The organism is Bosea sp. AS-1 (assembly GCF_002220095.1).
GTDB lineage: Bacteria > Pseudomonadota > Alphaproteobacteria > Rhizobiales > Beijerinckiaceae > Allobosea.
On sequence record NZ_CP022372.1, the window covers coordinates 1242676 to 1266677 of the forward strand.

Sequence of the window (24002 nt, forward strand, 5' to 3'; positions counted from 1 at the left end):
ATGGCAAAATACGTCATCGCCCCGGCCTGCGACCTCTCTCCTGGCGAGCGTCTCGTCGCGGAGGTCGCAGGCCGCAAGGTCGTCATCTTCAATCTCGACGGCGAGTTCTTCGGCTTGTTCAACCGCTGCCCGCATCAGGGTGGGGACCTCTGCCGGGGCCGGACCACGGGGCTTGTCGAGGCTGGCGCGGAGCCGGGCGAATACAGCTACACCCGCCGCGGCGAGATTCTGCGCTGCCCCTGGCACGGATGGGAGTTCGACATCCGCACCGGCAAGTCGCGCGCCGAGCCCGGCCGGATCCGCGCGAAGACCTATGGGGTCGAGATCAGGCGAGGCGACGAGCTGTTCGACGGGCCTTATCAGGCCGAGCGCGTCTCGGTCCGCGTCGAGGAAGATTATATCGTCGTCGAAGCCTGAGCCGATGGAGCGAATTGACGCCGGCAGGCGACATCGGAACGCGGAAACAAAAGAGCCCGGGACGCTAATTCTTTAGCAGTCCCAGGCTCTTCGAAAATGGTGGGCGCGACAGGGATCGAACCTGTGACCCCTACGATGTCAACGTAGTGCTCTCCCGCTGAGCTACGCGCCCGTCTGCCACCCGAGGCGACTTCCGGAAGCGTGTCCGGGCCGTGTGGGCCGCGATCACGCTGCGAGGTGAGGGGGCTATAGCGGCTCGCTTCGCGGGTTGCAAGGCGTTTGCCGCATAAATTCTCAAGGGCTGTTGGCATCTCCGTTACGGGATGCCCGGCAGCCCCTCAGGCGGCCAGCAGCTTCTCGACTTCGTTGACGAGCTCACGCAGATGGAAGGGCTTGGAGAGCACCTTCGCGTCCTTGGGCGTCTGCGAATCGGGGTTGAGCGCGACGGCGGCGAAACCCGTGATGAACATCACCTTGATGTCGGGGTCGAGCTCGGTGGCGCGGCGCGCCAGCTCGATGCCGTCCATCTCCGGCATGACGATGTCGGTCAGCAGGAGCTCGAAGGGCTCTTCGCGGAGGCGATTATAGGCCGACAGGCCGTTGTCGAAGGAGGCGACGTCATAGCCTGCATTCTGCAGGGCCTTGACCAGGAAGCGACGCATGTCGTTGTCGTCTTCCGCGAGCAAAATCTTCGTCATGGGCCTGTTCTGTCCGTCCCTGAGGCCTGTCTCTCCGGGCCCGGCCCGGGTGATGCAGAGTCCGTTTCGATGCGTCTGGCGCCCGTGCCGCCCTCGGGCCCGCTGCGGTTGGGTAGCGACCCCGCCGCATCGTTGGAACCATGCCTTTCTATAAGGCCTCGACGTAGTAAACAACGCGTGAATCAGCAGCCGCAAAGCGGCTCTTCGAGGGAGCCCGCTTCAACCGCTTCGGTTTGTGTGCTTCAGTCGCGCGAGATGAGCCTGTCCAGCGCCCCGTTCCCGCCCGCTCCCGCCGATGTCGTCGGCGAGATCGAGCGCCCGTTCAGCCTGTATCCGCCGGCGTTGCAGGTGGTACCGGTGGTCGTCGACGTGCCGCATGCGGGGCGGCGCTACCCGGACGGTTTCGTCGAGCAGGCGCGGCTGCCGCTCAAGGGGCTGCGACGCTCGGAAGACGCCTTCGTCGACCGGCTGTTCGAGCACAGCGTCGCGCTCGGCGCGCCGCTGCTGGTCGCCGAGTTTCCTCGTGCCTATCTCGATGTGAATCGCGAGCCCTACGAACTCGATCCGCGGATGTTCGACGGGCGCGTGCCTCCCTTCGCCAATACGCGCTCGATGCGGGTGGCTGGCGGGCTCGGCACCATCCCTCGCATCGTCGGCGACGCGCAGGAGATCTATTTCGGACGGATTCCGATCGCAGAGGGCCTTGCCCGAATCGATGGGCTCTATCGGCCCTATCACGCGGCGCTGCGCGGCCTTGTGCAGCGGACGCAGAGCGTGTTCGGAACCTGCATCCTGGTCGATGCCCATTCGATGCCCTCGGCCGGGCTCGACCGCGACGGGCTGGCGAAGTCGGACATCATCCTGGGCGACCGATTCGGCACCAGCGCGGGCGGCTACATCATCGACATCGCCGAGCAGGCCTTCACCCGGCTCGGTCTGAGCGTCACCCGCAACCGGCCCTATGCCGGCGGCTTCATCACCGAGCATTACGGCGCACCGGCCTCGGGCGTCCATGCGCTGCAGATCGAGGTCAACCGCGCACTCTACATGAACGAGGCGACGCTGGAGCCGCATGCCGGCTTCGCGACCTTGCAGGAGGGGATATCGCGGGCGCTGGCCGATTGCTTCGCGCGCTGGAGCGGCTGGCTCGACGAGTGGCGCGAGGCTGCCGAATAGCAGCGTCTGTGTCGGCGAAACGCGAAAACCAAGAAAAAAGGGCCGCACACTTGCGTGGCGGCCCAAGTCTAGGGAGGAAACGCCCAAGGAGGGCAAGCGAAGGCTTGAGGTCATCTCCCCTTCGCAAGTGCACAATATGACTGTGCGGCGCAAAAGATCAAGCGAAATCGTCGACCAGCAGAGATGCCATGCGATGCGTGCATGGCGGCCTCTAGAAATCGTTGCAATCAAAACGATTTGCGGCATTTCTGCTGATACGCCGCCGTAACGGAACAAGCTGATGGGTGGGGCTATGTTGCAGAGCACAAAAACCGGAACGAGGAACCTGCGATGAGCGCGGTCGACTTCGGTGCCTTCGTGGCCGATCTGGCGACCCGATCAGGCCAGGCGATCCTGCCGTTCTTCCGGGCGCATCACAGCATGGAGGACAAATCGGCAGGCGGAGTGTTCGACCCGGTCACCGAGGCGGACCGCGCCGGCGAGGCCGTGATGCGCCGCCTCATCCGGGAGCATTTCCCGGAGCACGGGCTGCTCGGCGAGGAGTTCGGCAACGAGAACATCGAGGCCGAATATGTCTGGGTGCTCGATCCGATCGACGGCACGCGCGCCTTCATCTCCGGCATCCCGGTCTGGGGTACGCTGATCGGACTGACGCGCCGGGGCGCGCCGGTCTACGGCATGATGCACCAACCCTTCTCGGGCGAGCGCTTCTCGGGCGATGGGCGCGAGGCTCGTTACGAAGGGCCGGGTGGGCCCAGGCGGCTGCGGACACGGCAGGTGCCGGACCTTGCTGCGGCGACGCTGATGACGACATCGCCTTATCTGTTCCAGGGCGAGGAGGCCGAAGCCTTCGCGCGGGTCGAGGCGCAAGTCCGGCTCTCGCGCTATGGCTGCGACTGCTATGCCTATTGCATGCTCGCCTCGGGCCATGTCGACCTGGTGATCGAGAGCGGCCTGAAGCCCTACGACATCGTCGCGCTGATCCCGATCATCGAGGGCGCAGGCGGTATCGTCACCTCATGGGACGGCGGCAGCGCCGCCGGGGGAGGGCGCGTCATCGCTGCCGCCAGCGAGGCGCTGCATGAGGCTGCGCTCGCTCTTCTCGCCGGCTGAGGCGGGGCGGGGCTGGTCTTCGCCGGGGATGAAGGCGTCGAAAGCGGCCCAGAACCGGGCGCGGATGGCGTCGTTTTCCATCAGGATCTCGTGCCGCGCCTCGGGCAGGACCAGTGCCGAGCCGGTCTTGAGCCGTGCGGCGAAGCGCTCGATCGCCGGCGTCGAGACGACCGGGTCCCGGCCGGCGGCAATGATGAGGGTCGGCACCTTCACGTCCAGCGCCGCGGAGGGAGCGTTGAGCCGGGCCATCAGGCGGAAGGCATTGCGCACCCAGGCGATGGTCGGGTCGCCGATGCTGAGATGGCGCGCTTGCGTCGAGAGTCTGCTGTTGCGGGCGTAGCGGGCCGGGTCGCTGGTCAGCCGGTTGCCTTCGAAGGGCTTGGTGGCGATGGCGGTGTCGCCGCCGCCGGGCACGAAGGCGCGTCCGAAGCCGAGCCAGTACAGCACGCTGGCGAGCCGGCTCGCGGCCGCGGGGTTCTTGATCATGGTGAGGCCGAGCATCGGCGCGAGCGCGACCATGCGCGCGACTGGCAACGCGCCGTGGCGGGCGGCGTCGAGGCAGATGGCGGCGCCCATCGAATGGGCGAGTACGAAATAGGGCGGCGGGAATTTCGCCTGCATTTCCGCCATGGCCAGGGCGAGATCAGCCTCGTAATGCTTCAGGCGGCCGATATGGCCCTTGCGCTCGCGGAGAACGAAGCGCTGCGAGCCGCCCTGGCCGCGCCAGTCGAAGGCGAGCACGTGGAAGCCGCGACGGCGCAGTTCGGCGATGGTTTCGCTGTAGCGTTCGATGAATTCGGCCCGGCCCTGGGTGAGGACGATGGTGCCGCGGACCGGCTTCACGGTCGGCCGCCAGCTCGCGAAACGCAACGTCGCGCCGTCCCGCGTCGTCGCGAGCCAGGTCTTGCCGTGGCCCGGAACCGGGTAGTCGGAATCGTTGAAAAAGGCGGCCTCGGCCATCGCGGACTCCGGCTGGGACATTTCCGCGCGTCTGCGAATCGCGGAGATGCCTCAGCCCCTTGATTGATCGCATTTTCCAAGCGCGAACCAGTATTCGCCTCGGTCGAAAATGCATCAGCGAACGCCGCCTGCCGGCCACGCGAGCTGCTGTCGAGCTTCGTTTATGCCCTTCGCGCCGGCCTCTTGAAAAGCCGAAAACGCTTCCCCAGATCAAGCCTGCGCAGGCCGGAACCGGCTGCGCAAACCTCAATCAGGCCCGCGCTCAGGCGAGGCGGGCCGCACTGCATGTCGCTTCTCTGGAGGACACATCATGCGTCATTACGACCTTTCCCCCCTTTATCGCTCGACCGTCGGCTTCGACCGCCTGTTCTCGCTCCTCGACCAGGTGACCACCGGCGAGTCGGCCCCGAGCTACCCGCCCTACAACATCGAGCGCACCGCCGAGAACGCCTACCGCATCACCATTGCGGTCGCGGGCTTCAGCGAGGCCGACCTCTCGATCGAGAGCAAGGAGAACGCGCTGACCGTCAAGGGCGAGAAGCAGGCCAATGATAACGGCGAGAAGCGCGAGGTCCTGCATCAGGGCATTGCCGCGCGCGCCTTCGAGCGTCGTTTCCAGCTTGCCGACTATGTGCAGGTGACCGGTGCGAGCCTCGAGAACGGCCTGCTCCATATCGACCTCGTACGCGAGATTCCCGAGGCCAAGAAGCCGCGCCAGATTCCGATCGGCACCGGCTCTGCCAAGGTCATCGAAGCCAAGGTCGAGACCGCCAAGGCTGCGTAATTCTGGCCGTGTAATCTTTCAGACCACCACGGTTTGAAAAGCGAGGGCTCCCGGAAACGGGAGCCCTTTTTGGTTAGCGGTGCCGCGGCATGGCGCGCGGCCCGCGATCAATTCAGCGGTGCGACCGGAGCGATCGGTGTTTCAGGCTTCGGCTTGGCCGTGCCCGAATCCTGGCCCTGCACCGGCGCCAACGGCACGGTGGCCTCGGCGGAGGCCGGCGGCGGGGACGAAAGCGGCGGCTGGCGCTCGGCTTCGTCGGTGCCGCGCACATCCTGCGGGTTCACCAATCGGGGCTTCTCGCTACCGCTCGCCGGATCGACCGTTCCGGGCGAAGGCGCGGCCGGGGCGGCTGCCGGAGGCGGGGCCGCTTGCGTGGCGGGAGCGCTGGCTTCGACCGGCGGCTGCGGTGCAGGCGCGGGGGCTTTCTCCGGAGCCGGCGGGGCGGCGGGCGAGGGCGGGGTGGCCGTTGACGGCGCGCTGGCTTCAGCCGGCGGCTGCGGTGCAGGAGGTGCGCTCGGAGCCTGTTCCGGAGCGGCTGGCATGGCGGGGGCGAGCGGAACGACGGTCGCTGGTGCGCTCGCCTCCGCCGGGGGCTTCAGCTCGGCCGGGCGCTGCGGAGGCCTCGGCACGAGGCGCGGGTGCGGCGGCTCGCGCTCCTGCTGCGGATCGATCCGCGCGATGTCCGGTCCCTGGCCGGCCTGGCTGCCGCGCAGTGGCACGCGGCGGATCAGATTGCCGGCGAAGGCATCGAGGATCAGCCGCTGGCGCTGGCCGTTCGCCCGCATGCCGTCGACGACATAGGTGTCGTCGTTGCGGTAGAGCCTGTCGATCCGGACGAAGCCATAAGTCTCGGCGGCGATGCGCCGGATATCGCGCTGCGTCACCGGTTCGGCGATGCGCGGGGCGTAGCGGTAGCCATAGCCGTAGCCATAGGCCGGCGGATAAGGCACCACCGGTACCGGATCATACTCGTCATAATAATAGTACTGGGCGGCGGCGCCTCCCGCCGAGCCGGCGAGCGCACCGGCCACGGCCAGACCCATCAGACCGATGCGCCTCGACGCGGTCGAACGTTTTGCCATGCTATCCTTCCTTAACGGGTGTCGCACGGCTTTCAGTTTTCCTTAGCGATTGCGGCAGGCATGGGGCCGCGGCGCGCCGAAACGCCGCCGTTCGATCGCAGCGTGCTCTTTTGCTCCGACTGTCAGCCGGAGATCGTCTCGATCAGCCGGTCGACGGCGCCGAGTTCGGTCGCGAAAGACATGACGAAGCGGCCGACGATCTCACCGTCCCGCAAGGCGTTCTCGGGGGCGAGCGAGCGATCCGACCAGGAGTGATAGCGCACCCCGGCCGCGCTCAGCCGCTGTTGCGTTGCGGCGGGCAGGACCAGGAAGACCTCGTTGGCCTGGCTCGGCCAGGCGAGGCGCGCATGGCTGCCATTGCCGACCGCGTCGGCGAGGCGCTTCGCCTGCGCATTGGCGTGGCGGGCGAGATCGAGCCAGTGGTCGTCGGCCAGCAGGGCTTCGAACTGGGCGCCGAGGAAGCGGCCTTTCGACAGCGTCTGGCCGGCGCGCTTGCGCCGCCACTTCATCTCCTCTGCCTGGGCCGGATCGAAGAAGACCACGGCTTCCACCGCCCAGGCGCCGTTCTTGGTGCCGCCGAAGGAAAGCACGTCGATGCCCACCTTCCAGGTGATCTCGGCCGGCGTGCAGCCGAGGGTGGCGACCGCATTGGCGAACCGGGAGCCGTCCATGTGGAATGTCAGGCGGCGGGCGGTGACAGCCTCTTTCAGGGCGCGAACCTCGGCCGGCGTATAGATCGTGCCGCATTCCGTCGCCTGGGTGATCGACAGAGCTTGTGCCTGAACGTTGTGGAAGCTGCCCTCGTTCAGATAGCCGAGGGCACGCGTCACCGCTGCGGGAGCAAGCTTGCCACCGATGCCGGGAAGGTCGACCAGCTTGGCGCCGTTGCTGAAGAATTCGGGCGCGCCGCACTCGTCCTCGACGATGTGGCTCTCCTCATGGGTGAGGATGGCGCCCCAGGGCTTGACGACGCTGGCCAGCGCCAGCGCGTTCGCCGCCGTGCCCGTTGTCACCAGGAAGGCCGCGACCTCGCGTTCGAACAGCGCGGAGAGACGCTCCTCGACGCGCTTCGTCCAGTCGTCGCTGCCATAGCCGGAGGCTGGTCCGGCATTGGCGGCGGCGAGGGCGGCCATGACGCGGGGGCTCGCGCCGGCGGTGTTGTCGCTGATGAAGTTCATGGCGGAAGGGTTACGAGGCGGGCCGGTTTCTGCCAAGCGACGGGGATGGAGAGGGGGGCTGCGCGGCGCGCCGGTCGAAAACCGGCCAGAACAAGAAGCGTGCCGTCCGAGTCAGGCTTTCATTCCGGAAATGTCTGGCGCAGATTCGATTTTGCAATAAAATTTCGCTGCAGCGCGAAATCGGCGCTTGTGCGCAGATTGGAATTCTGGCAAGTTCATCGCAATAGGACAGTGTTGCTGTCCCATTTTTCATCGCGCCGACCAAAAGCCATTCCAGGCTCCAGGTCGCGCCGTCGCAACGGAGCGGAGCATGACGAGGGGCCAGGCCAATGATGCCAAAGCCGACCGTACGTGCGCCGTCCGTAAAACGACGGCCTGAGACAGGCGCGGCCGGGCGATAGCGAGCCCGAAGCGCCTGCGGAGGACGCGGGCGCGGTGGAAACAAAGCGCAAGTAAGCCTCCGACGAGACGACGGCCGACCCGCCTTGGCCTCATCCGCGCTGCCCGTCGGTAGCGCCGGTGCCGTGGCCTGCCGCGGGAAGGATTGTGACTGACGGTCTGTCCGCCGGTGAAGAGCCAGCGGGGTTCTGGGGAGCAGGTTTGACGATGAGCGCGACCAGCAAGGCGAGCGGCGCAAAGGGGTTCGAGCGTTTTCCGGCCGTGCGCGATCCGGCGCTGCCGACGCATCAGGGCCTCTATGACCCGGCCAACGAGAAGGATTCCTGCGGTGTCGGCTTCATCGCCGACATGAAGAACCGCAAGAGCCATGCGATCGTGCAGCAGGGCCTGCAGATCCTGCACAATATCGACCATCGCGGAGCCGTCGGCGCCGATCCGAAGCTCGGCGACGGCTGCGGCATCCTCACCCAGATCCCGCATCGCTTCTTCAAGGAGGAGTGCGCCAAGCTCGGCGTCGAATTGCCGGAGCCGGGCTTCTACGCCATCGGCCAGTTCTTCATGCCGCAGGATGCCGCGAGCCGGACGCTCTGCGAGGAGATCATCGCCCAGACCGTCGAGGAGGAAGGCCTGAACTTCCTCGGCTGGCGCGACGTGCCCGTCGACAACAGCGACCTTGGCAAGGCCGTGCTGGAGACCGAGCCGGTGCATCGCCAGCTCTTCGTCGGCCGGCCGGAGGACATCACCAGCGAGGAGGAGTTCGAGCGCCAGGTCTACGTCCTGCGCAAGTCGGTCTCGAACAAGGTCTACAAGCATCAGGAGCGCAAGACGGCGGAGTACTACCCCGTCTCGATGTCGGCCCGCACCATCGTCTACAAGGGCATGGTGCTGGTGAACCAGCTCGGTTCCTACTTCAAGGATCTGCAGGATGAGCGCTTCGAGAGTGCGCTCGCCCTTGTCCATCAGCGCTTCGCCACCAACACCTTCCCGTCCTGGCGGCTGGCCCACCCCTACCGGATGGTCGCCCATAACGGCGAGATCAACACGCTGCGCGGCAACGTCAACTGGATGGCGGCGCGGCAGGCGAGCGTCGATTCCGAGCTGTTCGGCTCGGACATCTCGAAGCTCTGGCCGATCTCCTATGAGGGGCAGTCGGACACCGCCTGCTTCGACAACGCGCTCGAATTCCTGGTGCAGGGCGGCTACTCGCTGACCCACGCCATGATGATGCTCGTGCCGGAGGCGTGGAACGGCAACCCGCTGATGGATGAGGAGCGGCGCGCCTTCTACGAATACCACGCAGCGCTGATGGAGCCCTGGGACGGGCCGGCCGCGATCGCCTTCACCGACGGCCGCCAGATCGGCGCGACGCTGGACCGCAACGGCCTGCGCCCGGCGCGCTATCTCGTCACCGATGACGGGCTCGTCGTGCTGGCCTCCGAATTCGGCGTGCTGCCGATCCCGGAAGAGAAGATCGTCGAGAAGTGGCGGCTCCAGCCCGGCAAGATGCTGCTGATCGACCTCGAGCAGGGCCGCATCATCGGCGATGACGAGATCAAGACCTCGCTCTGCCTCGCCAATCCCTACAAGGACTGGCTGAAGCGCACCCAGATCGTGCTTGAGGACCTGCCGCCGGTCGAGGCGCGGGCCTCGCGCACCGATGTGCCGCTGCTCGATCGCCAGCAATCCTTCGGCTACACCACCGAGGATGTCCGGCTGCTGATGGCGCCGATGGCGGTGACCGGCCAGGAGGCCGTCGGCTCGATGGGTACGGATACGCCGATCTCGGCGCTCTCGCTCAAGTCGAAGCTGCTCTACACCTATTTCAAGCAGAACTTCGCGCAGGTCACGAACCCGCCGATCGACCCGATCCGCGAAGAGCTGGTGATGAGCCTGCTTTCCTTCATCGGGCCGCGTCCGAACATCCTCGATCTGGAGGGCACCTCGCGGCGCAAGCGGCTGGAAGTGCGCACCCCGATCCTGACCAATGACGATCTCGAGAAGATCCGCTGCATCGGCCATTACGAGGATCGCTTCGACACCAAGACCATCGACTTCACCTATCCGGCGCGCGAGGGCGCGGGCGGCATGGCGGGTGCGCTGGAACGGCTCTGCGAGCGCGCCGAGGCCGCGGTCCATGGTGGCTACAACATCATCATCCTGTCCGATCGGCAGGTCGGCGCCGACCGCATCCCGATCCCGGCGCTGCTGGCGACGGCGGCCGTCCACCATCACCTGATCCGCAAGGGCCTGCGCACCTCGGTCGGCCTCGTCGTCGAATCCGGCGAGCCGCGCGAGATCCATCATTTCTGCTGCCTCGCCGGCTACGGCGCCGAGGCGATCAACCCCTATCTCGCCTTCGATACCCTGCTCGACCAGCATGAGCAGGGCGCCTTCCCCGAGGAGGTCGACGCCGACGAGGTGGTGAAGCGCTACATCAAGTCGGTCGGCAAGGGTGTGCTCAAGGTGATGTCCAAGATGGGCATCTCGACCTACCAGTCCTATTGCGGCGCGCAGATCTTCGACGCCGTCGGCCTGAAGAGCGCCTTCGTCGACAAGTTCTTCTTCGGCACCGGCACGGCGATCGAAGGCGTGGGCCTCGACGAGATCGCCGAGGAGAGCCTGCGCCGGCATCGCGACGCTTTCGGCGACTCGCCGCTCTACCGCAACAGCCTCGATATCGGCGGCGAGTACATGTACCGCATCCGCGGCGAAGACCATGTCTGGAAGCCGGACGTCGTCGCCTCGCTGCAGCATGCGGTGCGCCTCAACGCGCAGGATCGCTACGAGGAGTTCGCCAGGCAGGTGAACGACGACGCGCAGCGGCTCAGCACCATCCGCGGCTTGTTCAAGGTGAAGATGGCCGAGGAGAACGGGCGCAAGCCCGTGCCGCTGGAGAGCGTCGAGCCCGCCGCCGAGATCGTGAAGCGCTTCGCCACCGGCGCGATGTCCTTCGGCTCGATCTCGCGCGAGGCGCATGAGACGCTCGCCATCGCGATGAACCAGATCGGCGGCAAGTCGAACACCGGCGAGGGCGGCGAGGAAGCGATCCGCTTCAAGCCGCTGCCGGATGGCCGCTCGAAGCGCTCGGCGATCAAGCAGATCGCGTCCGGCCGCTTCGGCGTGACGACCGAGTATCTCGTCAACTCCGACGTGATGCAGATCAAGGTCGCGCAGGGCGCCAAGCCCGGCGAGGGCGGCCAGCTCCCCGGCCACAAGGTCGACGCCAAGATTGCGCGGACCCGGCATTCGACGCCGGGCGTCGGCCTGATCTCGCCGCCGCCGCACCATGACATCTATTCGATCGAGGATCTGGCGCAGCTGATCTTCGACCTGAAGAACGTCAATCCGGCGGCCGACGTCTCGGTGAAGCTCGTCTCCGAGATCGGCGTCGGCACCGTCGCTGCCGGCGTCGCCAAGTCGCGGGCCGACCACATCACCATCTCCGGCTTCGAGGGCGGCACGGGCGCGAGCCCGTTGACCTCGCTGAAGCATGCCGGTTCGCCCTGGGAGATCGGCCTCGCCGAGACCCAGCAGACGCTGGTGCTGAACCATCTGCGCGGCCGCGTGGCCTTGCAGGTCGACGGTGGCCTGCGCACGGGTCGCGACGTCATCATCGGCGCGCTGCTCGGCGCCGACGAGTTCGGCTTCTCGACCGCGCCGCTGATCGCGGCCGGCTGCATCATGATGCGCAAGTGCCACCTCAACACCTGCCCGGTCGGCGTCGCGACGCAGGATCCGGTGCTGCGCAAGCGCTTCAAGGGCCTGCCAGAGCATGTCGTGAACTACTTCTTCTTCGTGGCCGAGGATGTCCGCCGGATCATGGCGGAGATGGGCTTCACGAAGATCGAGGAGATCGTCGGCCGCTCCGACCTGCTCGACAAGAAGGATGCGATCGAGCACTGGAAGGCGAATGGGCTCGATTTCTCGAAGCTCTTCCACAAGGTCGAGCTGCCGGGCGTGGCGATCCGCCATGTCGAGTTGCAGAAGCATCCGATCGACGAAGTGCTCGACCGCCGGCTGATCGAGGCGGCGGCAAGTGCGATCGAGACCGGTGCGCCGGTCGTGATCGAGGAGATGATCAGCAACGTCGATCGTTCGGCCGGCGCCATGCTCTCGGGCGCGGTCGCCAAGAAGTACGGCCATGCCGGCCTGCCGGACGACACCATCACGGTGAAGCTGAAGGGGACCTCCGGCCAGAGCTTCGCGGCCTTTCTCGCCGCGGGCGTCACGGTCGAGCTCACCGGCCAGGCCAACGACTATGTCGGGAAGGGGCTCTCGGGCGGCAAGCTGATCGTGAAGCCGGACCCTGCGACCAAGGCCGTGGCCGAGCGCTCGATCATCGTCGGCAACACCGTGCTCTACGGTGCCATCGCGGGCGAGGCCTATTTCCGGGGCGTCGCCGGCGAGCGTTTCGCGGTGCGCAACTCGGGCGCCATCGCGGTGGTGGAAGGCACGGGCGACCATGGCTGCGAGTACATGACGGGCGGCGTCGTCGCGGTGATCGGCCAGACCGGACGCAACTTCGCGGCCGGCATGTCGGGCGGCATCGCCTATGTGCTGGACGAGGACGGCACCTTCAAGTCGCGCTGCAACCTCTCGATGGTCGATCTCGAACCGGTCGAGGAGGAGGAGGACCTGATGGAGCGGCTGCACCATCACGGCGGCGACCTCGAGCACAAGGGCCGCATCGATATGACCAACATGTCCGGTCATGACGACGAGCGCCTGATGCAGATGCTGACGAACCACTTCACCTATACCGGTTCGCAGCGTGCCCGCACGATCCTCGACAATTGGGCGGATTACCGCACCAAATTCGTGAAGGTGATGCCGGTCGAATACCGCCGCGCGCTGCGCGAGATGGAACAGGCCCGCACCTTGCAGGCTGCGGAATAAACGAAACGCCACCCGCCGGGGCTTGCGCCCCGGTATCTCGATCAGATTAAGGCACGCGCACGGGGACGCCCCGCGCACACGGCGAGAGAAACGGTATGGGCAAGGTCACGGGCTTTCTCGAATACGACCGGCAGGAGCAGAAGTATCAGCTCGCCGGCGACCGCATCCGGCACTTCCGGGAGTTCACACTTCCGCTGGAGGAGCGCGACATCAAGAAGCAGGCGGCGCGCTGCATGGATTGCGGCATCCCCTTCTGCCATGGGCCGACCGGCTGCCCGGTGCACAACCAGATTCCGGACTGGAACGAGCTGGTCTATTCCGGGGGCTGGGAGGACGCGCTGCGCAACCTCCATTCCACCAACAACTTCCCGGAATTCACCGGTCGCATCTGCCCCGCGCCTTGCGAGGAAGCCTGCACGCTCAACCTCGAGAACATGCCGGTGACGATCAAGACGATCGAGCAGGCGATCGCCGACAAGGGCTGGCAGGAAGGTTGGATCGCCCCCGAGATCCCGGCGAAGCGCACCGGCAAGCGCATCGCCATCGTCGGCTCCGGTCCGGCGGGCATGGCCGCGGCGCAGCAGCTCGCCCGCGTCGGCCATGATGTCCATCTCTATGAGCGCGAGGCCAAGGCCGGCGGCCTGCTGCGCTACGGCATTCCCGACTTCAAGATGGAAAAGAAGCACATCGACCGCCGGGTGAAGCAGATGGAGGCGGAAGGCGTGACCTTCCACTACAACGCCAATGTCGGCGTGACGCTGCCCTTCGCGAAGCTCGTCGCCGAGCATGATGCGGTGCTGATGACGGGCGGGGCGGAAGCGCCGCGCGATCCCGGCCTGCCGGAGACCAATCTCTCGGGCGTGCATTACGCGATGCCGTACCTCACCCAGCAGAACAAGCGCGTCGGCGGCGAGGATGTCTCGAACGAGGCGCCGATCCTGGCGGCCGGCAAGCATGTCGTGGTGGTTGGCGGCGGCGATACCGCCTCCGACTGCGTCGGCACGGCCTTCCGCCAGGGCGCACTCTCGGTGACGCAGCTCGACATCCGGCCGATGGCGCCGGAGATGGAGGACAAGCTCACCGTCTGGCCGTACTGGCCGACGAAGTTCCGTACCTCCTCCTCGCAGGCCGAGGGTGCCGAGCGCGAATTCCAGGCGGCGACGCTCGGGCTCGAAGGCCGCAACGGTCGCCTCACCGGCGTGAAGTGCGCCCGCGTCGACGAGAAGCGCAAGCCGATCCCCGGCACCGAATTCGTGCTCCAGGCCGACCTCTGCTTCCTCGCCATCGGCTTCGCCGGCTCGGTGATCGAGGGCATGATCGCGCAGTCGGGCGTGGGCGTGGACAAGCGCGCCAACGTCGTCGCCAATGACCGCGACTACAAGACCAGCGTCGACAAGGTCTTCGTCGCCGGCGACATGCGCCGTGGCCAGTCGTTGGTCGTCTGGGCGATCCGCGAGGGCCGCCAAGCGGCGCATGCCATCGACAAGCAGCTGATGGGGGAGACCATCCTGCCGATGTGAGCCGGATCGCCGGGCGGCTCTGGTCATCCGCGCCGGCTTCGCTATGTTCGCTGCCATGGAATCGAGTCAGAAGGGGAAGCAGGCGCCGCGCCGTCGCTTCCATTGCCGCACCCGAGGACCTGTTTTCGCCCCGCGCTTCACTTCGCGGGGCTGACAGGAGCCGCATCGTCGTCTCGTCGTCAGCCTTTTTGGGCGCGCTTGCTTGCGTCTGACTGACTTCACGAGATTCCGATGTCCCTGATCGCCATCAAAGACCTTTCGCTCATCCGCACCGAGACCCTGTTCGCCGGGCTCGATCTCTCCATCGCCAAGGGCGACCGTCTCGGCCTCGTCGCTGCCAATGGCCGCGGCAAATCCTCGCTCCTGCGCATCCTGGCCAGCGAGGAGGAGGCGACCGGAGGGGCGCTGACCCGGTCGCGCGGTCTTGTCGCCGCCTTCGCGCCGCAGGACCCGCCGACACGTCTGCTCGCGATGAGCCTCTACGATGCCGTGCGCGATGCGCTCGATGCCGAGGCGGCCGAAACGGAGAGCTGGCGGGTCGATGTGCTGCTCGACGACCTCGCCGTCGACGAGGCCTTGCGCAGCCGCCCTGTCGGCAGCCTGTCAGGTGGCTGGCAGCGCAGCATGCTGCTGGCGCGGGCGGCGGTGATCGAGCCCGACCTCCTCCTGCTCGACGAACCGACCAACCATCTCGACCTGGCGCGGATCGGCGTGCTTGAGCGCTTTCTTGCCGGCCTGCCGCGTGATTGCGCCGTCGTGGTCGCGAGTCATGACCGCGCCTTCCTCGACGACATCAGCAGCCGGACCCTGTTCCTGCGCCCGACGGAGAGCGCTGATTTCGCCCTGCCGTATTCGCGCGCCCTGCAGGCGCTCGAGGAGCGCGACGCAGCGCGCGGCCGGCAGTTCGAGAACGACATGCGCAAGGTCAGGGCCCTGCGGCAGCAGGCGGCCAAGCTCAAGAACATCGGCATCAATTCCGGCTCCGACCTGCTGGTGGTCAAGACGAAGCAACTGTCCGAGCGCGCCGACAAGCTGGAGGGGAGTGCCCGGCCGGCCCACAAGGAGCGCTCCGCAGGGGCGATCAGGCTCGCCAACAGCGGTAGCCATGCCAAGGCGCTGGTCGCGATCAAGGACACGGTGATCGCGACGCCGGATGGGCGGCCGCTCTTCCGAACCGGCCAGCTCTGGATCGAGAACGGCGACCGGATCGCCCTGCTCGGCGCCAATGGCACCGGCAAGACGCGCTTCGTCGCGCGGCTGCGGGCGGCGCTCGGCGGCGACGATCCGGAGATCCGCGGCGCGGCGAGCCTGAAGCTCGGCCATTCCGACCAGGCACTGTCGCAGCTCGATGCCTGGGTGACGCCCTGGGAGGCGGTGAAACGGTCGAGCGATGTCGGAGATCAGCTTGCCCGCACGCTGCTGGCGGGCGCAGGGATCGCGAGCGAGGCCCAGTCCGCGCCGATCTCCCGGTTCTCGGGCGGGCAGAAGGCACGGCTCGCGATGCTGCTGCTGCGCCTCGCGCAGCCGAACTTCTACCTGCTCGACGAGCCGACCAACCATCTCGATATCGAGGGGCAGGACAGGCTGGAGCGCGAGTTGATCGAGCACGAACCGGCTTGCCTGCTGGTCAGCCATGACCGCGCCTTCGTCCGCGCGGTGGCGACGCGCATCTGGGTGATCGACGGCAAGAGGCTGGTCGAGGTCGACGACCCCGATCCGATCTTCGACCGTCTGATGGCGGGATGATCGGGATCGAGTGCAGCAGTGTGGCTAGCCGACGCCGCAATCGGAGTTGGGCGCGCCGGGCGGGATGGAGACGGTGAACTCCTTCCGCGCGATCTCCTGCCCACTGGCCGAGATGACGAAGGTCCAGCGGCCCGGCTCCATTTCCCACTCATGGTCGAAGGTAAAACCGATATGGGTGACACCATTGACCACGGCACTCGGGAAGCGGTCCTCGGCACTGGTCTTGCCGTCGGGGCGGGTGAAGCGCGGATGCTCGACGCGAACGGAGACCCGTCCCGGCAGCACGCGCGGAATGGCGTCGGTCAGCGCGAGCGAGAGACCGAAGTTCCGGCACAGCCGTGCCTCGACGCGATCCGTGCGCTCGAGGTAGCGGATGTTCTTCATCTCGCGCGCGGGTTCGAGGCCGGCCTGGCCGGGGGTTGGCGTTGCCTCGAGGCGGCGTCCGACGGTGACGCCGAAATCGATGATCTCGCCTTTTGGCGCGGCCGCGGCGGGGCCAGCTATGGCAGCGAGGGCCATGATGGCCATTACAGCCGCGGGTCGGCGTTTGCTCATGGGGCGTCTGCAGTCCTGCTTTCGCCCCTAATATTGAACTTGGCTGGCTGGCCGGTCAAAGATCGCACTGCCGAGGACCGATCGCTCCGGCAATTCCCGATAGGACCACAACCTTCCGCCTGAGGTCGTCGCATGCCGAAGCAAGCCATGCCGCACCCGGTTCTTGCGACGACGCGCCTGCGCTTGCGCCAGTTTCGCAGCGACGACGTCGATGGGATGCATGAGTGCTTCGCCGATCCCGGCGCGATGCGCTTCTGGAATCAGCCAGTCTATACGAAGCGTATCGAAACCGAGCGCTCGGTGCGCAGCTTCATCGACTGTACGCCGTCCTACTATCGGTTCTGGGCAGTGGCGGATGCTGGAACGGATCGCTGCCTCGGACTCGTCAACTATCACGACGGCCATATCCGCAGTAAACGGGCGAGTATCGGCTACATGATAAACCCCGCGCTTCACCGGCAGGGTATCGCGACTGAAGCGGTCACGGCGATGCTCGATTTCTGCTTCGTCGAGCTTGGCCTGCACCGTCTCCAGGCCTTCATCCATCCGGATAATCACCCGTCGGTTCGCCTGGTCGAGAAGTTCCGGTTTCGCCGTGAGGGTCTGCTGCGCGACAATCTGCGCGTCGGGGAGGTCTGGCGCGACGATGTGCTCTATGCGCTGCTCGCGGACGAGTGGCGCAACGCGGCGCGGTGATCCGAAGCTGCCCGAAGAGGGGGCGGGGCCCTCAGCGTGGCCAGCGGTAGTCGTCGATCCGCCCGGGCACCGGCTCGGGCGCGATGCCCTGGCCGAAGACGCGTTCGAGCTGGGTAGCGGCATCGCCGCGCCCGCGCGCTTCGGCGATCGAGGCGAGGAGCGGCTGCTCCGACGGCGCCGCCTGCCCGGTCAACGGCTGGATCGGCCCGGCTAGCGGGCGGGCCTGCAGCGCCGGTGGCAGGCCGATCGTCGGCACGCCGGCTGCCATCTGGTCAATCAGGCGCTCGACGCCACCAGGCTGCAATTCAGGTGCGGTCGGGGCGCCGGTTTCGGGCGCGACCGGCAGCGCGATGACGTTGCTCTGCGGCGCCGCCTCGATGATCCGGCGGATGACGAGATCGACGAAATGCGCGGCCTTGCGGGCGCCGGCCTTGGTGAAGTGCACGCCGTCCCCGAGCCGCAGGCGCGTCGGCTGGCCGGAGACATCAGGGCCGGTCGCGGCATAGCGGTTCTCGGCATCGACGAAGCCGCCCCAGAGATCGACATATTGCCCGCCGGCCTTCTCGACGCGTTCGCGGAAGAGTTCGTTCAACGTGACGAGGTCGGCGGAGAGCCGGGCGTTCTGCATGGGCGGCGCACCGACCCAGATCAGCGGGATGCGCTTGGCGGCGAAGGCGTTGGCAAGCGCATCGATGCGCTCGCGATAAAGTTCGAGCCAGCGCGGGCTCATGGGCTCCTGGACGATGTCGCCGTCGCGGATCGGCTGGCGGTCGTTGAGGCCGATCAGCATCACCGCGATCGTGATTTTCTGATCGCTGGCCAGAAGCTCCGAGACGGCCTTGGGCCAGTCGTAGAAATCGGTGCGGACGAGGCCGGAATCCGGCTTCGCACGGTGGATGACCTCGACATCCGGGCGGTTGTTCAGAGCGTCGTCGAGGCCATCGGCCAGGAGATTGGCGAGGGAATCGCCCATTACCACGACATGATGGGCGACATCGACCTTCGGGATGATCGGGTCGTCGCGGACGACGACGGGCGCGGAAGGCCGACGCCGTGCCGCCGGCGCGGCGCGCTGGCGCGGCTGCTGCGGCTGCGTGGTCGGCTTGGCGGGCAGTTGCCAGAAAAGCTGGAACAGGCTGCGCTGCTGCGGCGGCTGCTGGGCGAGCGAGATGGGGCCGCCGGTCAACAGGAGCAGGCAGGCGGCGCAGAGAACCATGATGAGCGAGCGCAGGCGCATCAGCCATCCGATCCAGAGGCTCGTGACGGACCCAATATAGGGCAGGCCCTGCCCGGAGTCAGCGCTTGCCGCGCATGCGGGCGAGCAGCGCCGGAGTCGGGTAGCCATCGGCGATCTCGCCGACGCTGATCTGGTAGCGTCGCACGGCCTCGCGTGTGCCGGTACCGACACGCCCGTCGGCGTCATGGTCGTAGAGACCGAGTGCTTTCAGGCGTCGTTGCAGGTCCTTGGTTCCGGCCATGTCGAGGCGGGCGGCCTTGAGCGGCCAGTCGGCCTGGATCGCTCCGCGGCCCATGATGCGGTCGCCGAGATGGCCGACGGCCAGCGCATAGGCGTCGGAGGAATTGTACTTCTTGATGATGTCGAAATTCGCGGTCAGCAGCAGGACGGGGCCGGTATGGCCGGCCGGGTAGAACAGGCGGCCTTCGCCGGAGGAGGGCAGGGCGCGGCCGTCAGCCCGGCGCACGCCGGCGGAGCGAAAGGAAGCAAAGCTCGCCTTGTCGAGGTGGTGGTCGAAGCCTTCGGGCAGCGTCACCTCCATGCCCCAGGGCAGACCCGACACCCAGCCATAGCTCTTCAGATAGTTGGCGGTGGAGGCGATGGCGTCGCTCGACGAGTTCCAGATGTCGGCATGGCCGTTGCCGGTCCAGTCGACCGCGTATTTGAGGTAGCTCGACGGCATGAACTGGGTGTGGCCCATGGCGCCGGCCCAGGAGCCGCGCAGTTCGTTGCGCTCGACATAGCCCTTCTCGATCAGTTCGAGCGCCGTCAGCAGTTCGTCGCGGAAGAAGTCGCCTCGGTAACGGATCGAAGCCAGTGTCGCCAGCGAGCGGATGACGTCCTTGCCGCCCTTGAAGGAGCCGAAATTGGTCTCCATGCCCCAGACGCCGAGCACGACCTCCTTCGGCACGCCATAGCGAGCCTCGACCTGCGCGAGAACCGAGGCGTTCTCGGCCGCGACCGCCTGGCCGCGCTGGACGCGCCCGCCGCCGACAGCGTTGTTCAGGTAGGACCAGATCGGCGCGCTGAACTCGGACTGCTTCTTGGTCAGCGCGACGATGGAGGCGTCCGGCGTCACGCCGCGGAAGGCGAGATCGAAGGTCGCGCGCGAGATGCCGCGCGCTTGCGCCTGCGGCCAGAGCCGCTGCAGGAAGATGTCGAAGCTGGCGCTGGCCGGCGTTGCGGCGGGTGGGCCTGCATGGGCGCGCGAGACATTGATCGAGCCCGTGGTCTGCGCCAACGCCGGCGCCAGGCTGAGCAAGGCCGAAGCAGCGATGACGGACAGGCGCATAGGGGCTCCCTGCGAAAGCTGGATGGAAACACCATCACAGCGCCTGAACAAGATTAACCGCAGGTTAAACCGGGCGTGGGAACTCCGTCACCTGCCCATTTGACAAGCCGGAACGATTGGCGGATTCTGGTTCGATGTATAGCGCCTCTCCCTTCCGCCGCGGTCTGCACCGCTCGGGCAATCTCATCGCGGGCTTCTAGCCCCGGGTCTGTCGCGCTTGGCGCCTCCGGCTCGGGGGGCGCTACCTCTCTTCCTTTCACCCGCGAGTTCGACCTTGTGATTCCGTGCGGCTTTGCGTCCGCCGGCGGGCGCTCGCCTTTTCGATGAAAGACCTGATCCAATGTCCACCAAGCGTCCCGCCATCACCGTCACGGCCGCGGACCATGCCATGCTGAGCCGTATCGCGGCCGGCGCGGCCAATACCATGCCGGAGCTTGCCGCCGAGCTAAGTCACGAGCTTGATCGCGCCCGCATCCTGCCGGAGGGGCGGACCTCCATCGACCACGCCCGCATCGGCAGCCAGATCGTCTATCGCGACGAAAGCACCAAGCGCGAGACCACCGTCACGCTGGTCTGGCCTCAGGACGCGAATATCGAGAAGAACCGCATCTCGGTGATGACGCCGATCGGCGTCGCGCTGATTGGCATGGCGGCCGAGCGCTCGATCGACTGGACGACGCGCTCCGGCGAGGTCAAGCGCCTGACCGTGCTCGAAGTCCGCGAGCCGGCCGAGGAGGAGGCGGCCTCCTGACCGGGACGTCACTCGGGGGGGGGAGCTTGCAGCTCAGGCCGAAGCGTTCTTCGTCCTGAGCTTCTCCTCCCAGGCCAGGGCCTGGCCGACGATCTCTTCCAGATCGTCATGCTCCGGCTGCCAGCCCAGCTCGGTCCGGATGCGGTCGGCGCGGGCGATCAGCGAAGCCGGGTCGCCCGGGCGGCGGGCGGCGAGCGTCACCGGGAAGTCGACGCCGGAGACCTTCTTCACCACCTCGACGACCTCCTGCACCGAATAACCACGGCCATAGCCGCAGTTCAGCGTCAGGCTCTCCTTGCCGCTGCGCAGATGATCGAGCGCGGCCAGATGGGCGCGGGCGAGGTCGGTGACGTGAATGTAGTCACGCACGCAGGTGCCGTCCGGCGTCGCATAGTCCGTGCCGAAGACGGTGAGCCCGTCGCGCTCGCCGAGCGCTGCCTGGCTCGCGACCTTGATCAGGTGGGTGGCGTTGGGCGAGGACTGGCCGGAGCGCAGCTTGGGATCGGCGCCCGCGACGTTGAAGTAGCGCAGCGCGACATAGGTGAAGCCATGCGCCTTCGCCGCGTCCTGCAGCATCCACTCGCTCATCAGCTTGGAGCGGCCATAGGGGTTGATCGGGTTGAGCGCGATCTCCTCCGGCACCGGCGAGACCGGCGGCTCGCCATAGACCGCGGCCGTGGAGGAGAAGATGACGTGCTTCACGCCGCTGCGCGCCGCGCTCTCGATCAGGGCGCGCGTCTTCACGGTATTGTTGAAATAATAGCCCAGAGGGTCGGATACGGATTCCGGAACCACGATCCTGGCGGCGAAATGCGCGATCTCGGTGATGCCATGCTCGGCGACGAGCGATTCGATCAGCGGCTGGTCGCCGATATCGCCCTGCACGAAAACCGCCTCGGGCGGGACCGCCCACCAGAAGCCGGTGGAGAGATTGTCGAGGACCACGACCTTCTCGCCCCGGTCGAGCAATTCAAGCACCATATGGCTGCCGATGTAGCCGGCGCCGCCGGAAACCAATACCGCCATCGTCTCTCGCCTCATCTTTGTCAGGAACCCGGCCTATCCAAAAACCGTTGACGGGTTCTCAAGGCCTGTCAGCTAATACGCCCCTGATGGCCGGCAACCGTGACAGTTGTGCGGCCCACCCCATCAAAGCCTCGCTTCGGCAAAGGCAACCGCGCCAAGGACCCTTCATGACGAAACGCATCCGCAAGGCCGTTCTTCCCGTCGCCGGTCTCGGCACCCGCTTCCTGCCCGCCACCAAGGCGGTCCCGAAGGAGATGCTCACCATCGTCGACCGTCCGGTCGTGCAGCATGTCGTGGACGAGGCGCGCGCTGCGGGCATCGAACATTTCATCTTCGTCACCGGCCGCAACAAGGCGGTGATCGAGGACCATTTCGACATGGCCTATGAGCTCGACGACACGCTCGCCAAGCGCAACAAGATCAAGGAGCTCGAGGCGCTGAAGGCCGATCTGCCGGCGGCGGGCGCCACCAGCTTCACCCGCCAGCAGGCACCGCTCGGCCTCGGCCATGCCGTCTGGTGCGCGCGCGAGATCGTCGGCGAGGAGCCCTTCGCGCTGCTGCTGCCGGACATGCTGCATTACAGCGCTGGCAAGGGCTGCCTCGCCGAGATGATCGAGGCCTATGACAAGCATGGCGGCAACCACATCGCCGTCGCGCCCGTGCCCGACGACCAGACCCATCAATACGGCATCGTCGCCGTCGAGGACGCCAAGGCCAAGATCTCGAAGATCACCGGCATGGTCGAGAAGCCGCCGAAGGGCACCGCGCCCTCCAACCTGCATGTCAGTGGCCGCTACATCCTGCAGCCGACGATCTTCAACCTGCTCGCGAACCAGGAAAAGGGCGCGGGCGGCGAGATCCAGCTCACCGATTCGATGATCGCGCTGTCGCATCAGGAGCCGTTCTACGCGGTGCGCTTCGACGGCGAGATCTACGATGCCGGGTCGAAGATCGGCTTCCTCGCGGCGAATGTCGCCTATGCGCTGGACCGCAGCGATCTCGGTCCGCAGCTGCGCGCCGAGATCGAGAAGCTGCTCGAGCGCTGAGCCGGCAGCCGCAACAGGGGGACAGACGGGTTGAGTGACGGCAGCGTCGTCTTCGATCGCGCGCTCGGCCGCTCGCGGCTCAGGCGCGCGCTCGCCGGGGATTATCCGGATTTTCTGCTGCAGCGTGCGGCGGGCGATCTGGAGGAGCGGCTCGGCGCGGTGCTGCGCGAGTTTACGCTTGCGGCCGATCTCGGCACGCCGCTGCCCGTCGTCGCGCCCGTCCTCGCCGGCAAGGTCGGTCGCCTTCTGCATATGGCCGAGACGGAGGGCGGCGGCGCCGATCTCGTCGGCGACCTCGAAGGGCTGCCTTTCGCAGCCGGCTCGCTTGACCTCGCTGTCTCGCTACTGGCGCTACAAGGCGTCAACGACCTGCCGGGCGCGCTCATCCAGATCAAGCGGGCGCTGAAGCCGGACGGGTTGTTCATGGCCTGCCTGCTCGGTGGGCGCAGCCTGCAGGAGCTGCGGCAGGTCTTGCTCGAAGCCGAGAGCGAGACGACGGGCGGTGTCAGCCCGCGCGTCGCGCCCTTCGCCGATCTGCGCGATCTCGGCGGCCTGCTGCAGCGAGCCGGCTTCGCGCTGCCGGTTATCGACAGCGAGACCGTCACGGTGCGCTACCGCGATGCCTTCGGGCTGTTCCGCGACCTCAGGGCCATGGGCTGGGCCAACAACCTCGTCGCGCGCCGCAAGGGGCCACTGAAGCGGGAGACCTTGCTGCGGGCGGCCGCGCTCTATGCCGAGCGCTTCGCCGATCCGGACGGGCGATTGCCGGCGACCTTCGAATTCGTCTGGCTCTCCGGCTGGTCGCCGCATGAGAGCCAACAGAAGCCGCTGAGGCCCGGCTCGGCCAAGGCCAGGCTCGCCGATGCGCTCGGCGTTCCCGAGATCAAGGCGGGTGAGAAGCCGGGGGGCGAGGGATGAGCGAACGGCAGCCGCGCCTGGGCCGCTCGGATTTCCGCGTTTTCCGCGCCATCCCGACGCGCTGGCACGACAATGACGCCTATGGCCACGTCAACAACGTCGTCTACTACGCGTGGTTCGACACGGCGGTGAACGCCTGGCTGGTCGAAGGCGGATTCCTCGATGTGTTCGATAGCGAAGCTATCGGGCTCGTGGTCGAGACGACCTGCACCTATTTCGAGAGCGTCGCCTTTCCCGAGATCGTCGAGGCGGGAATCGTAGTCGAGCGGCTGGGCAGCAGCTCTGTCACCTATCGCATCGGCATCTTCCGGCAGGGCAGCGAGCTGGCCGCGGCGCAGGGGCGCTTCACCCATGTCTACGTCGCGCGTGCGAGCCAGAAGCCCGTGCCCATTCCAGCGCCACTCAGGGCAGCTTTGGCTGCGATCCAGAGCTGAAAACAGCAGCGTAGCCGGGAATCCGTTGTCTCGCGGCGTGAGGCAGGCTATGCCCCTGCCAACCCCTATCGCCGGACCG

General features: G+C 66.8%; 20 protein-coding genes and 1 tRNA gene. 12 read left to right on the forward strand and 9 right to left on the reverse strand.

The genetic code is table 11. From position 1 onward, the window contains the following. Window positions 1–417, forward strand: a complete 417-nt coding sequence (locus CE453_RS07480) for a Rieske (2Fe-2S) protein (RefSeq protein ID WP_089174011.1) — start codon at window positions 1–3, stop codon at window positions 415–417. A 97-nt stretch (window positions 418–514) separates the two neighbouring features. Here CE453_RS07480 and CE453_RS07485 read toward each other — a convergent pair. Both CE453_RS07485 and cpdR read right to left on the reverse strand, forming a co-directional pair. Further along, a tRNA-Val gene (locus CE453_RS07485) sits at window positions 515–589 on the reverse strand. A gap of 166 nt (window positions 590–755) precedes the next feature. Then, the gene (gene cpdR, locus CE453_RS07490; RefSeq protein ID WP_038363805.1) at window positions 756–1115 is read right to left on the reverse strand and encodes a cell cycle two-component system response regulator CpdR; all 360 of its coding nucleotides are present in this window, start codon (window positions 1113–1115) and stop codon (window positions 756–758) included. Window positions 1116–1370: 255 nt separating this feature from the next. On the opposite strand from cpdR, the gene CE453_RS07495 reads away from it, so the two are divergent. Both CE453_RS07495 and hisN read left to right on the forward strand, forming a co-directional pair. After that, window positions 1371–2291, forward strand: coding sequence for an N-formylglutamate amidohydrolase (locus CE453_RS07495; RefSeq protein ID WP_089174012.1), 921 nt, complete (start codon window positions 1371–1373; stop codon window positions 2289–2291). A gap of 330 nt (window positions 2292–2621) precedes the next feature. Next, complete coding sequence (hisN, locus tag CE453_RS07500; RefSeq protein WP_089174013.1) at window positions 2622–3404, forward strand: histidinol-phosphatase; 783 nt, start codon at window positions 2622–2624, stop codon at window positions 3402–3404. Here the strand turns inward: hisN and CE453_RS07505 are convergent. After that, complete coding sequence (locus CE453_RS07505) at window positions 3309–4364, reverse strand: alpha/beta hydrolase (RefSeq protein WP_089177764.1); 1056 nt, start codon at window positions 4362–4364, stop codon at window positions 3309–3311. The two genes, hisN and CE453_RS07505, sit on opposite strands and share 96 nt — an antisense overlap. Window positions 4365–4674: 310 nt before the next feature. Between CE453_RS07505 and CE453_RS07510 the strand changes: the two genes are divergently transcribed. Then, window positions 4675–5148: an Hsp20 family protein gene (locus CE453_RS07510; RefSeq protein WP_089174014.1), complete on the forward strand. Its 474-nt coding sequence runs from the start codon at window positions 4675–4677 to the stop codon at window positions 5146–5148. A 107-nt stretch (window positions 5149–5255) separates the two neighbouring features. Here CE453_RS07510 and CE453_RS07515 read toward each other — a convergent pair whose 3' ends face one another. Both CE453_RS07515 and CE453_RS07520 read right to left on the reverse strand, forming a co-directional pair. Further along, the gene (locus CE453_RS07515) at window positions 5256–6230 is read right to left on the reverse strand and encodes a hypothetical protein (protein ID WP_089174015.1); all 975 of its coding nucleotides are present in this window, start codon (window positions 6228–6230) and stop codon (window positions 5256–5258) included. A 122-nt stretch (window positions 6231–6352) separates the two neighbouring features. Beyond that, complete coding sequence (locus tag CE453_RS07520) at window positions 6353–7408, reverse strand: threonine aldolase family protein (protein ID WP_089174016.1); 1056 nt, start codon at window positions 7406–7408, stop codon at window positions 6353–6355. 606 nt (window positions 7409–8014) lie between these two features. Between CE453_RS07520 and gltB the strand changes: the two genes are divergently transcribed. The 3 genes from gltB (at window position 8015) to CE453_RS07535 (ending at window position 15969) form a co-directional block, all read left to right on the forward strand. Then, window positions 8015–12703 (forward strand): glutamate synthase large subunit, encoded by a 4689-nt coding sequence (gene gltB / locus CE453_RS07525; RefSeq protein ID WP_089174017.1) that lies wholly within the window; start codon window positions 8015–8017, stop codon window positions 12701–12703. Between the two features lie 95 nt (window positions 12704–12798). Beyond that, window positions 12799–14223 (forward strand): glutamate synthase subunit beta, encoded by a 1425-nt coding sequence (locus CE453_RS07530; protein ID WP_089174018.1) that lies wholly within the window; start codon window positions 12799–12801, stop codon window positions 14221–14223. 231 nt (window positions 14224–14454) lie between these two features. Beyond that, entirely contained in the window at window positions 14455–15969 is a 1515-nt protein-coding gene (locus CE453_RS07535; RefSeq protein WP_089174019.1) for an ATP-binding cassette domain-containing protein, read from the forward strand. A 24-nt stretch (window positions 15970–15993) separates the two neighbouring features. Here the strand turns inward: CE453_RS07535 and CE453_RS07540 are convergent, their stop codons facing one another. Further along, a complete protein-coding gene (locus CE453_RS07540) occupies window positions 15994–16524 on the reverse strand; it encodes a DUF3859 domain-containing protein (protein ID WP_089174020.1) in 531 nt (176 codons plus the stop codon). A gap of 132 nt (window positions 16525–16656) precedes the next feature. Between CE453_RS07540 and CE453_RS07545 the strand changes: the two genes are divergently transcribed. Further along, the gene (locus tag CE453_RS07545) at window positions 16657–17220 is read left to right on the forward strand and encodes a GNAT family N-acetyltransferase (protein ID WP_089174021.1); all 564 of its coding nucleotides are present in this window, start codon (window positions 16657–16659) and stop codon (window positions 17218–17220) included. Between the two features lie 31 nt (window positions 17221–17251). On the opposite strand, the gene CE453_RS07550 is transcribed toward CE453_RS07545, so the two are convergent. Continuing rightward, complete coding sequence (locus tag CE453_RS07550) at window positions 17252–18457, reverse strand: SGNH/GDSL hydrolase family protein (protein WP_157732939.1); 1206 nt, start codon at window positions 18455–18457, stop codon at window positions 17252–17254. Between the two features lie 58 nt (window positions 18458–18515). Continuing rightward, a complete protein-coding gene (locus CE453_RS07555) occupies window positions 18516–19748 on the reverse strand; it encodes a lytic murein transglycosylase (protein ID WP_089174023.1) in 1233 nt (410 codons plus the stop codon). A 340-nt stretch (window positions 19749–20088) separates the two neighbouring features. On the opposite strand from CE453_RS07555, the gene rnk reads away from it, so the two are divergent. After that, on the forward strand, window positions 20089–20499 hold the full coding sequence (rnk, locus tag CE453_RS07560; RefSeq protein WP_089174024.1) for a nucleoside diphosphate kinase regulator: 411 nt from the start codon (window positions 20089–20091) through the stop codon (window positions 20497–20499). Between the two features lie 33 nt (window positions 20500–20532). Here the strand turns inward: rnk and galE are convergent, their stop codons facing one another. Beyond that, a complete protein-coding gene (gene galE / locus CE453_RS07565) occupies window positions 20533–21525 on the reverse strand; it encodes a UDP-glucose 4-epimerase GalE (protein WP_089174025.1) in 993 nt (330 codons plus the stop codon). Between the two features lie 167 nt (window positions 21526–21692). Between galE and galU the strand changes: the two genes are divergently transcribed. Genes galU through CE453_RS07580 form a run of 3 tightly spaced genes read left to right on the forward strand, consistent with a single transcriptional unit; the run spans window position 21693 to window position 23923 of the window. Further along, on the forward strand, window positions 21693–22571 hold the full coding sequence (galU, locus tag CE453_RS07570; RefSeq protein WP_089174026.1) for a UTP--glucose-1-phosphate uridylyltransferase GalU: 879 nt from the start codon (window positions 21693–21695) through the stop codon (window positions 22569–22571). 30 nt (window positions 22572–22601) lie between these two features. Further along, window positions 22602–23489 carry a methyltransferase domain-containing protein gene (locus CE453_RS07575; protein ID WP_089174027.1) on the forward strand — a complete coding sequence of 296 codons (888 nt, stop codon included), beginning with the start codon at window positions 22602–22604 and terminating at the stop codon, window positions 23487–23489. Further along, window positions 23486–23923 (forward strand): acyl-CoA thioesterase, encoded by a 438-nt coding sequence (locus tag CE453_RS07580; protein ID WP_089174028.1) that lies wholly within the window; start codon window positions 23486–23488, stop codon window positions 23921–23923. The genes CE453_RS07575 and CE453_RS07580 overlap by 4 nt, the downstream gene beginning before the upstream one ends. Window positions 23924–24002 lie beyond the last annotated feature (79 nt).

Excerpts from the sequence above, each read along its gene's own strand:
- CE453_RS07545 (WP_089174021.1), top strand. The coding sequence starts at position 16,657 with ATGCCGAAGCAAGCCATGCCGCACCCGGTTCTTGCGACGACGCGCCTG.
- cpdR (WP_038363805.1), bottom strand. The coding sequence starts at position 1,115 with ATGACGAAGATTTTGCTCGCGGAAGACGACAACGACATGCGTCGCTTC.
- CE453_RS07505 (WP_089177764.1), bottom strand. The coding sequence starts at position 4,364 with ATGGCCGAGGCCGCCTTTTTCAACGATTCCGACTACCCGGTTCCGGGC.
- CE453_RS07555 (WP_089174023.1), bottom strand. The coding sequence starts at position 19,748 with ATGCGCCTGTCCGTCATCGCTGCTTCGGCCTTGCTCAGCCTGGCGCCG.
- CE453_RS07520 (WP_089174016.1), bottom strand. The coding sequence starts at position 7,408 with ATGAACTTCATCAGCGACAACACCGCCGGCGCGAGCCCCCGCGTCATG.
- galE (WP_089174025.1), bottom strand. The coding sequence starts at position 21,525 with ATGGCGGTATTGGTTTCCGGCGGCGCCGGCTACATCGGCAGCCATATG.
- CE453_RS07550 (WP_157732939.1), bottom strand. The coding sequence starts at position 18,457 with ATGCGCCTGCGCTCGCTCATCATGGTTCTCTGCGCCGCCTGCCTGCTC.
- CE453_RS07510 (WP_089174014.1), top strand. The coding sequence starts at position 4,675 with ATGCGTCATTACGACCTTTCCCCCCTTTATCGCTCGACCGTCGGCTTC.
- CE453_RS07580 (WP_089174028.1), top strand. The coding sequence starts at position 23,486 with ATGAGCGAACGGCAGCCGCGCCTGGGCCGCTCGGATTTCCGCGTTTTC.
- CE453_RS07495 (WP_089174012.1), top strand. The coding sequence starts at position 1,371 with ATGAGCCTGTCCAGCGCCCCGTTCCCGCCCGCTCCCGCCGATGTCGTC.
- rnk (WP_089174024.1), top strand. The coding sequence starts at position 20,089 with ATGTCCACCAAGCGTCCCGCCATCACCGTCACGGCCGCGGACCATGCC.
- gltB (WP_089174017.1), top strand. The coding sequence starts at position 8,015 with ATGAGCGCGACCAGCAAGGCGAGCGGCGCAAAGGGGTTCGAGCGTTTT.
- CE453_RS07480 (WP_089174011.1), top strand. The coding sequence starts at position 1 with ATGGCAAAATACGTCATCGCCCCGGCCTGCGACCTCTCTCCTGGCGAG.
- galU (WP_089174026.1), top strand. The coding sequence starts at position 21,693 with ATGACGAAACGCATCCGCAAGGCCGTTCTTCCCGTCGCCGGTCTCGGC.
- CE453_RS07540 (WP_089174020.1), bottom strand. The coding sequence starts at position 16,524 with ATGAGCAAACGCCGACCCGCGGCTGTAATGGCCATCATGGCCCTCGCT.
- CE453_RS07530 (WP_089174018.1), top strand. The coding sequence starts at position 12,799 with ATGGGCAAGGTCACGGGCTTTCTCGAATACGACCGGCAGGAGCAGAAG.
- hisN (WP_089174013.1), top strand. The coding sequence starts at position 2,622 with ATGAGCGCGGTCGACTTCGGTGCCTTCGTGGCCGATCTGGCGACCCGA.
- CE453_RS07535 (WP_089174019.1), top strand. The coding sequence starts at position 14,455 with ATGTCCCTGATCGCCATCAAAGACCTTTCGCTCATCCGCACCGAGACC.
- CE453_RS07515 (WP_089174015.1), bottom strand. The coding sequence starts at position 6,230 with ATGGCAAAACGTTCGACCGCGTCGAGGCGCATCGGTCTGATGGGTCTG.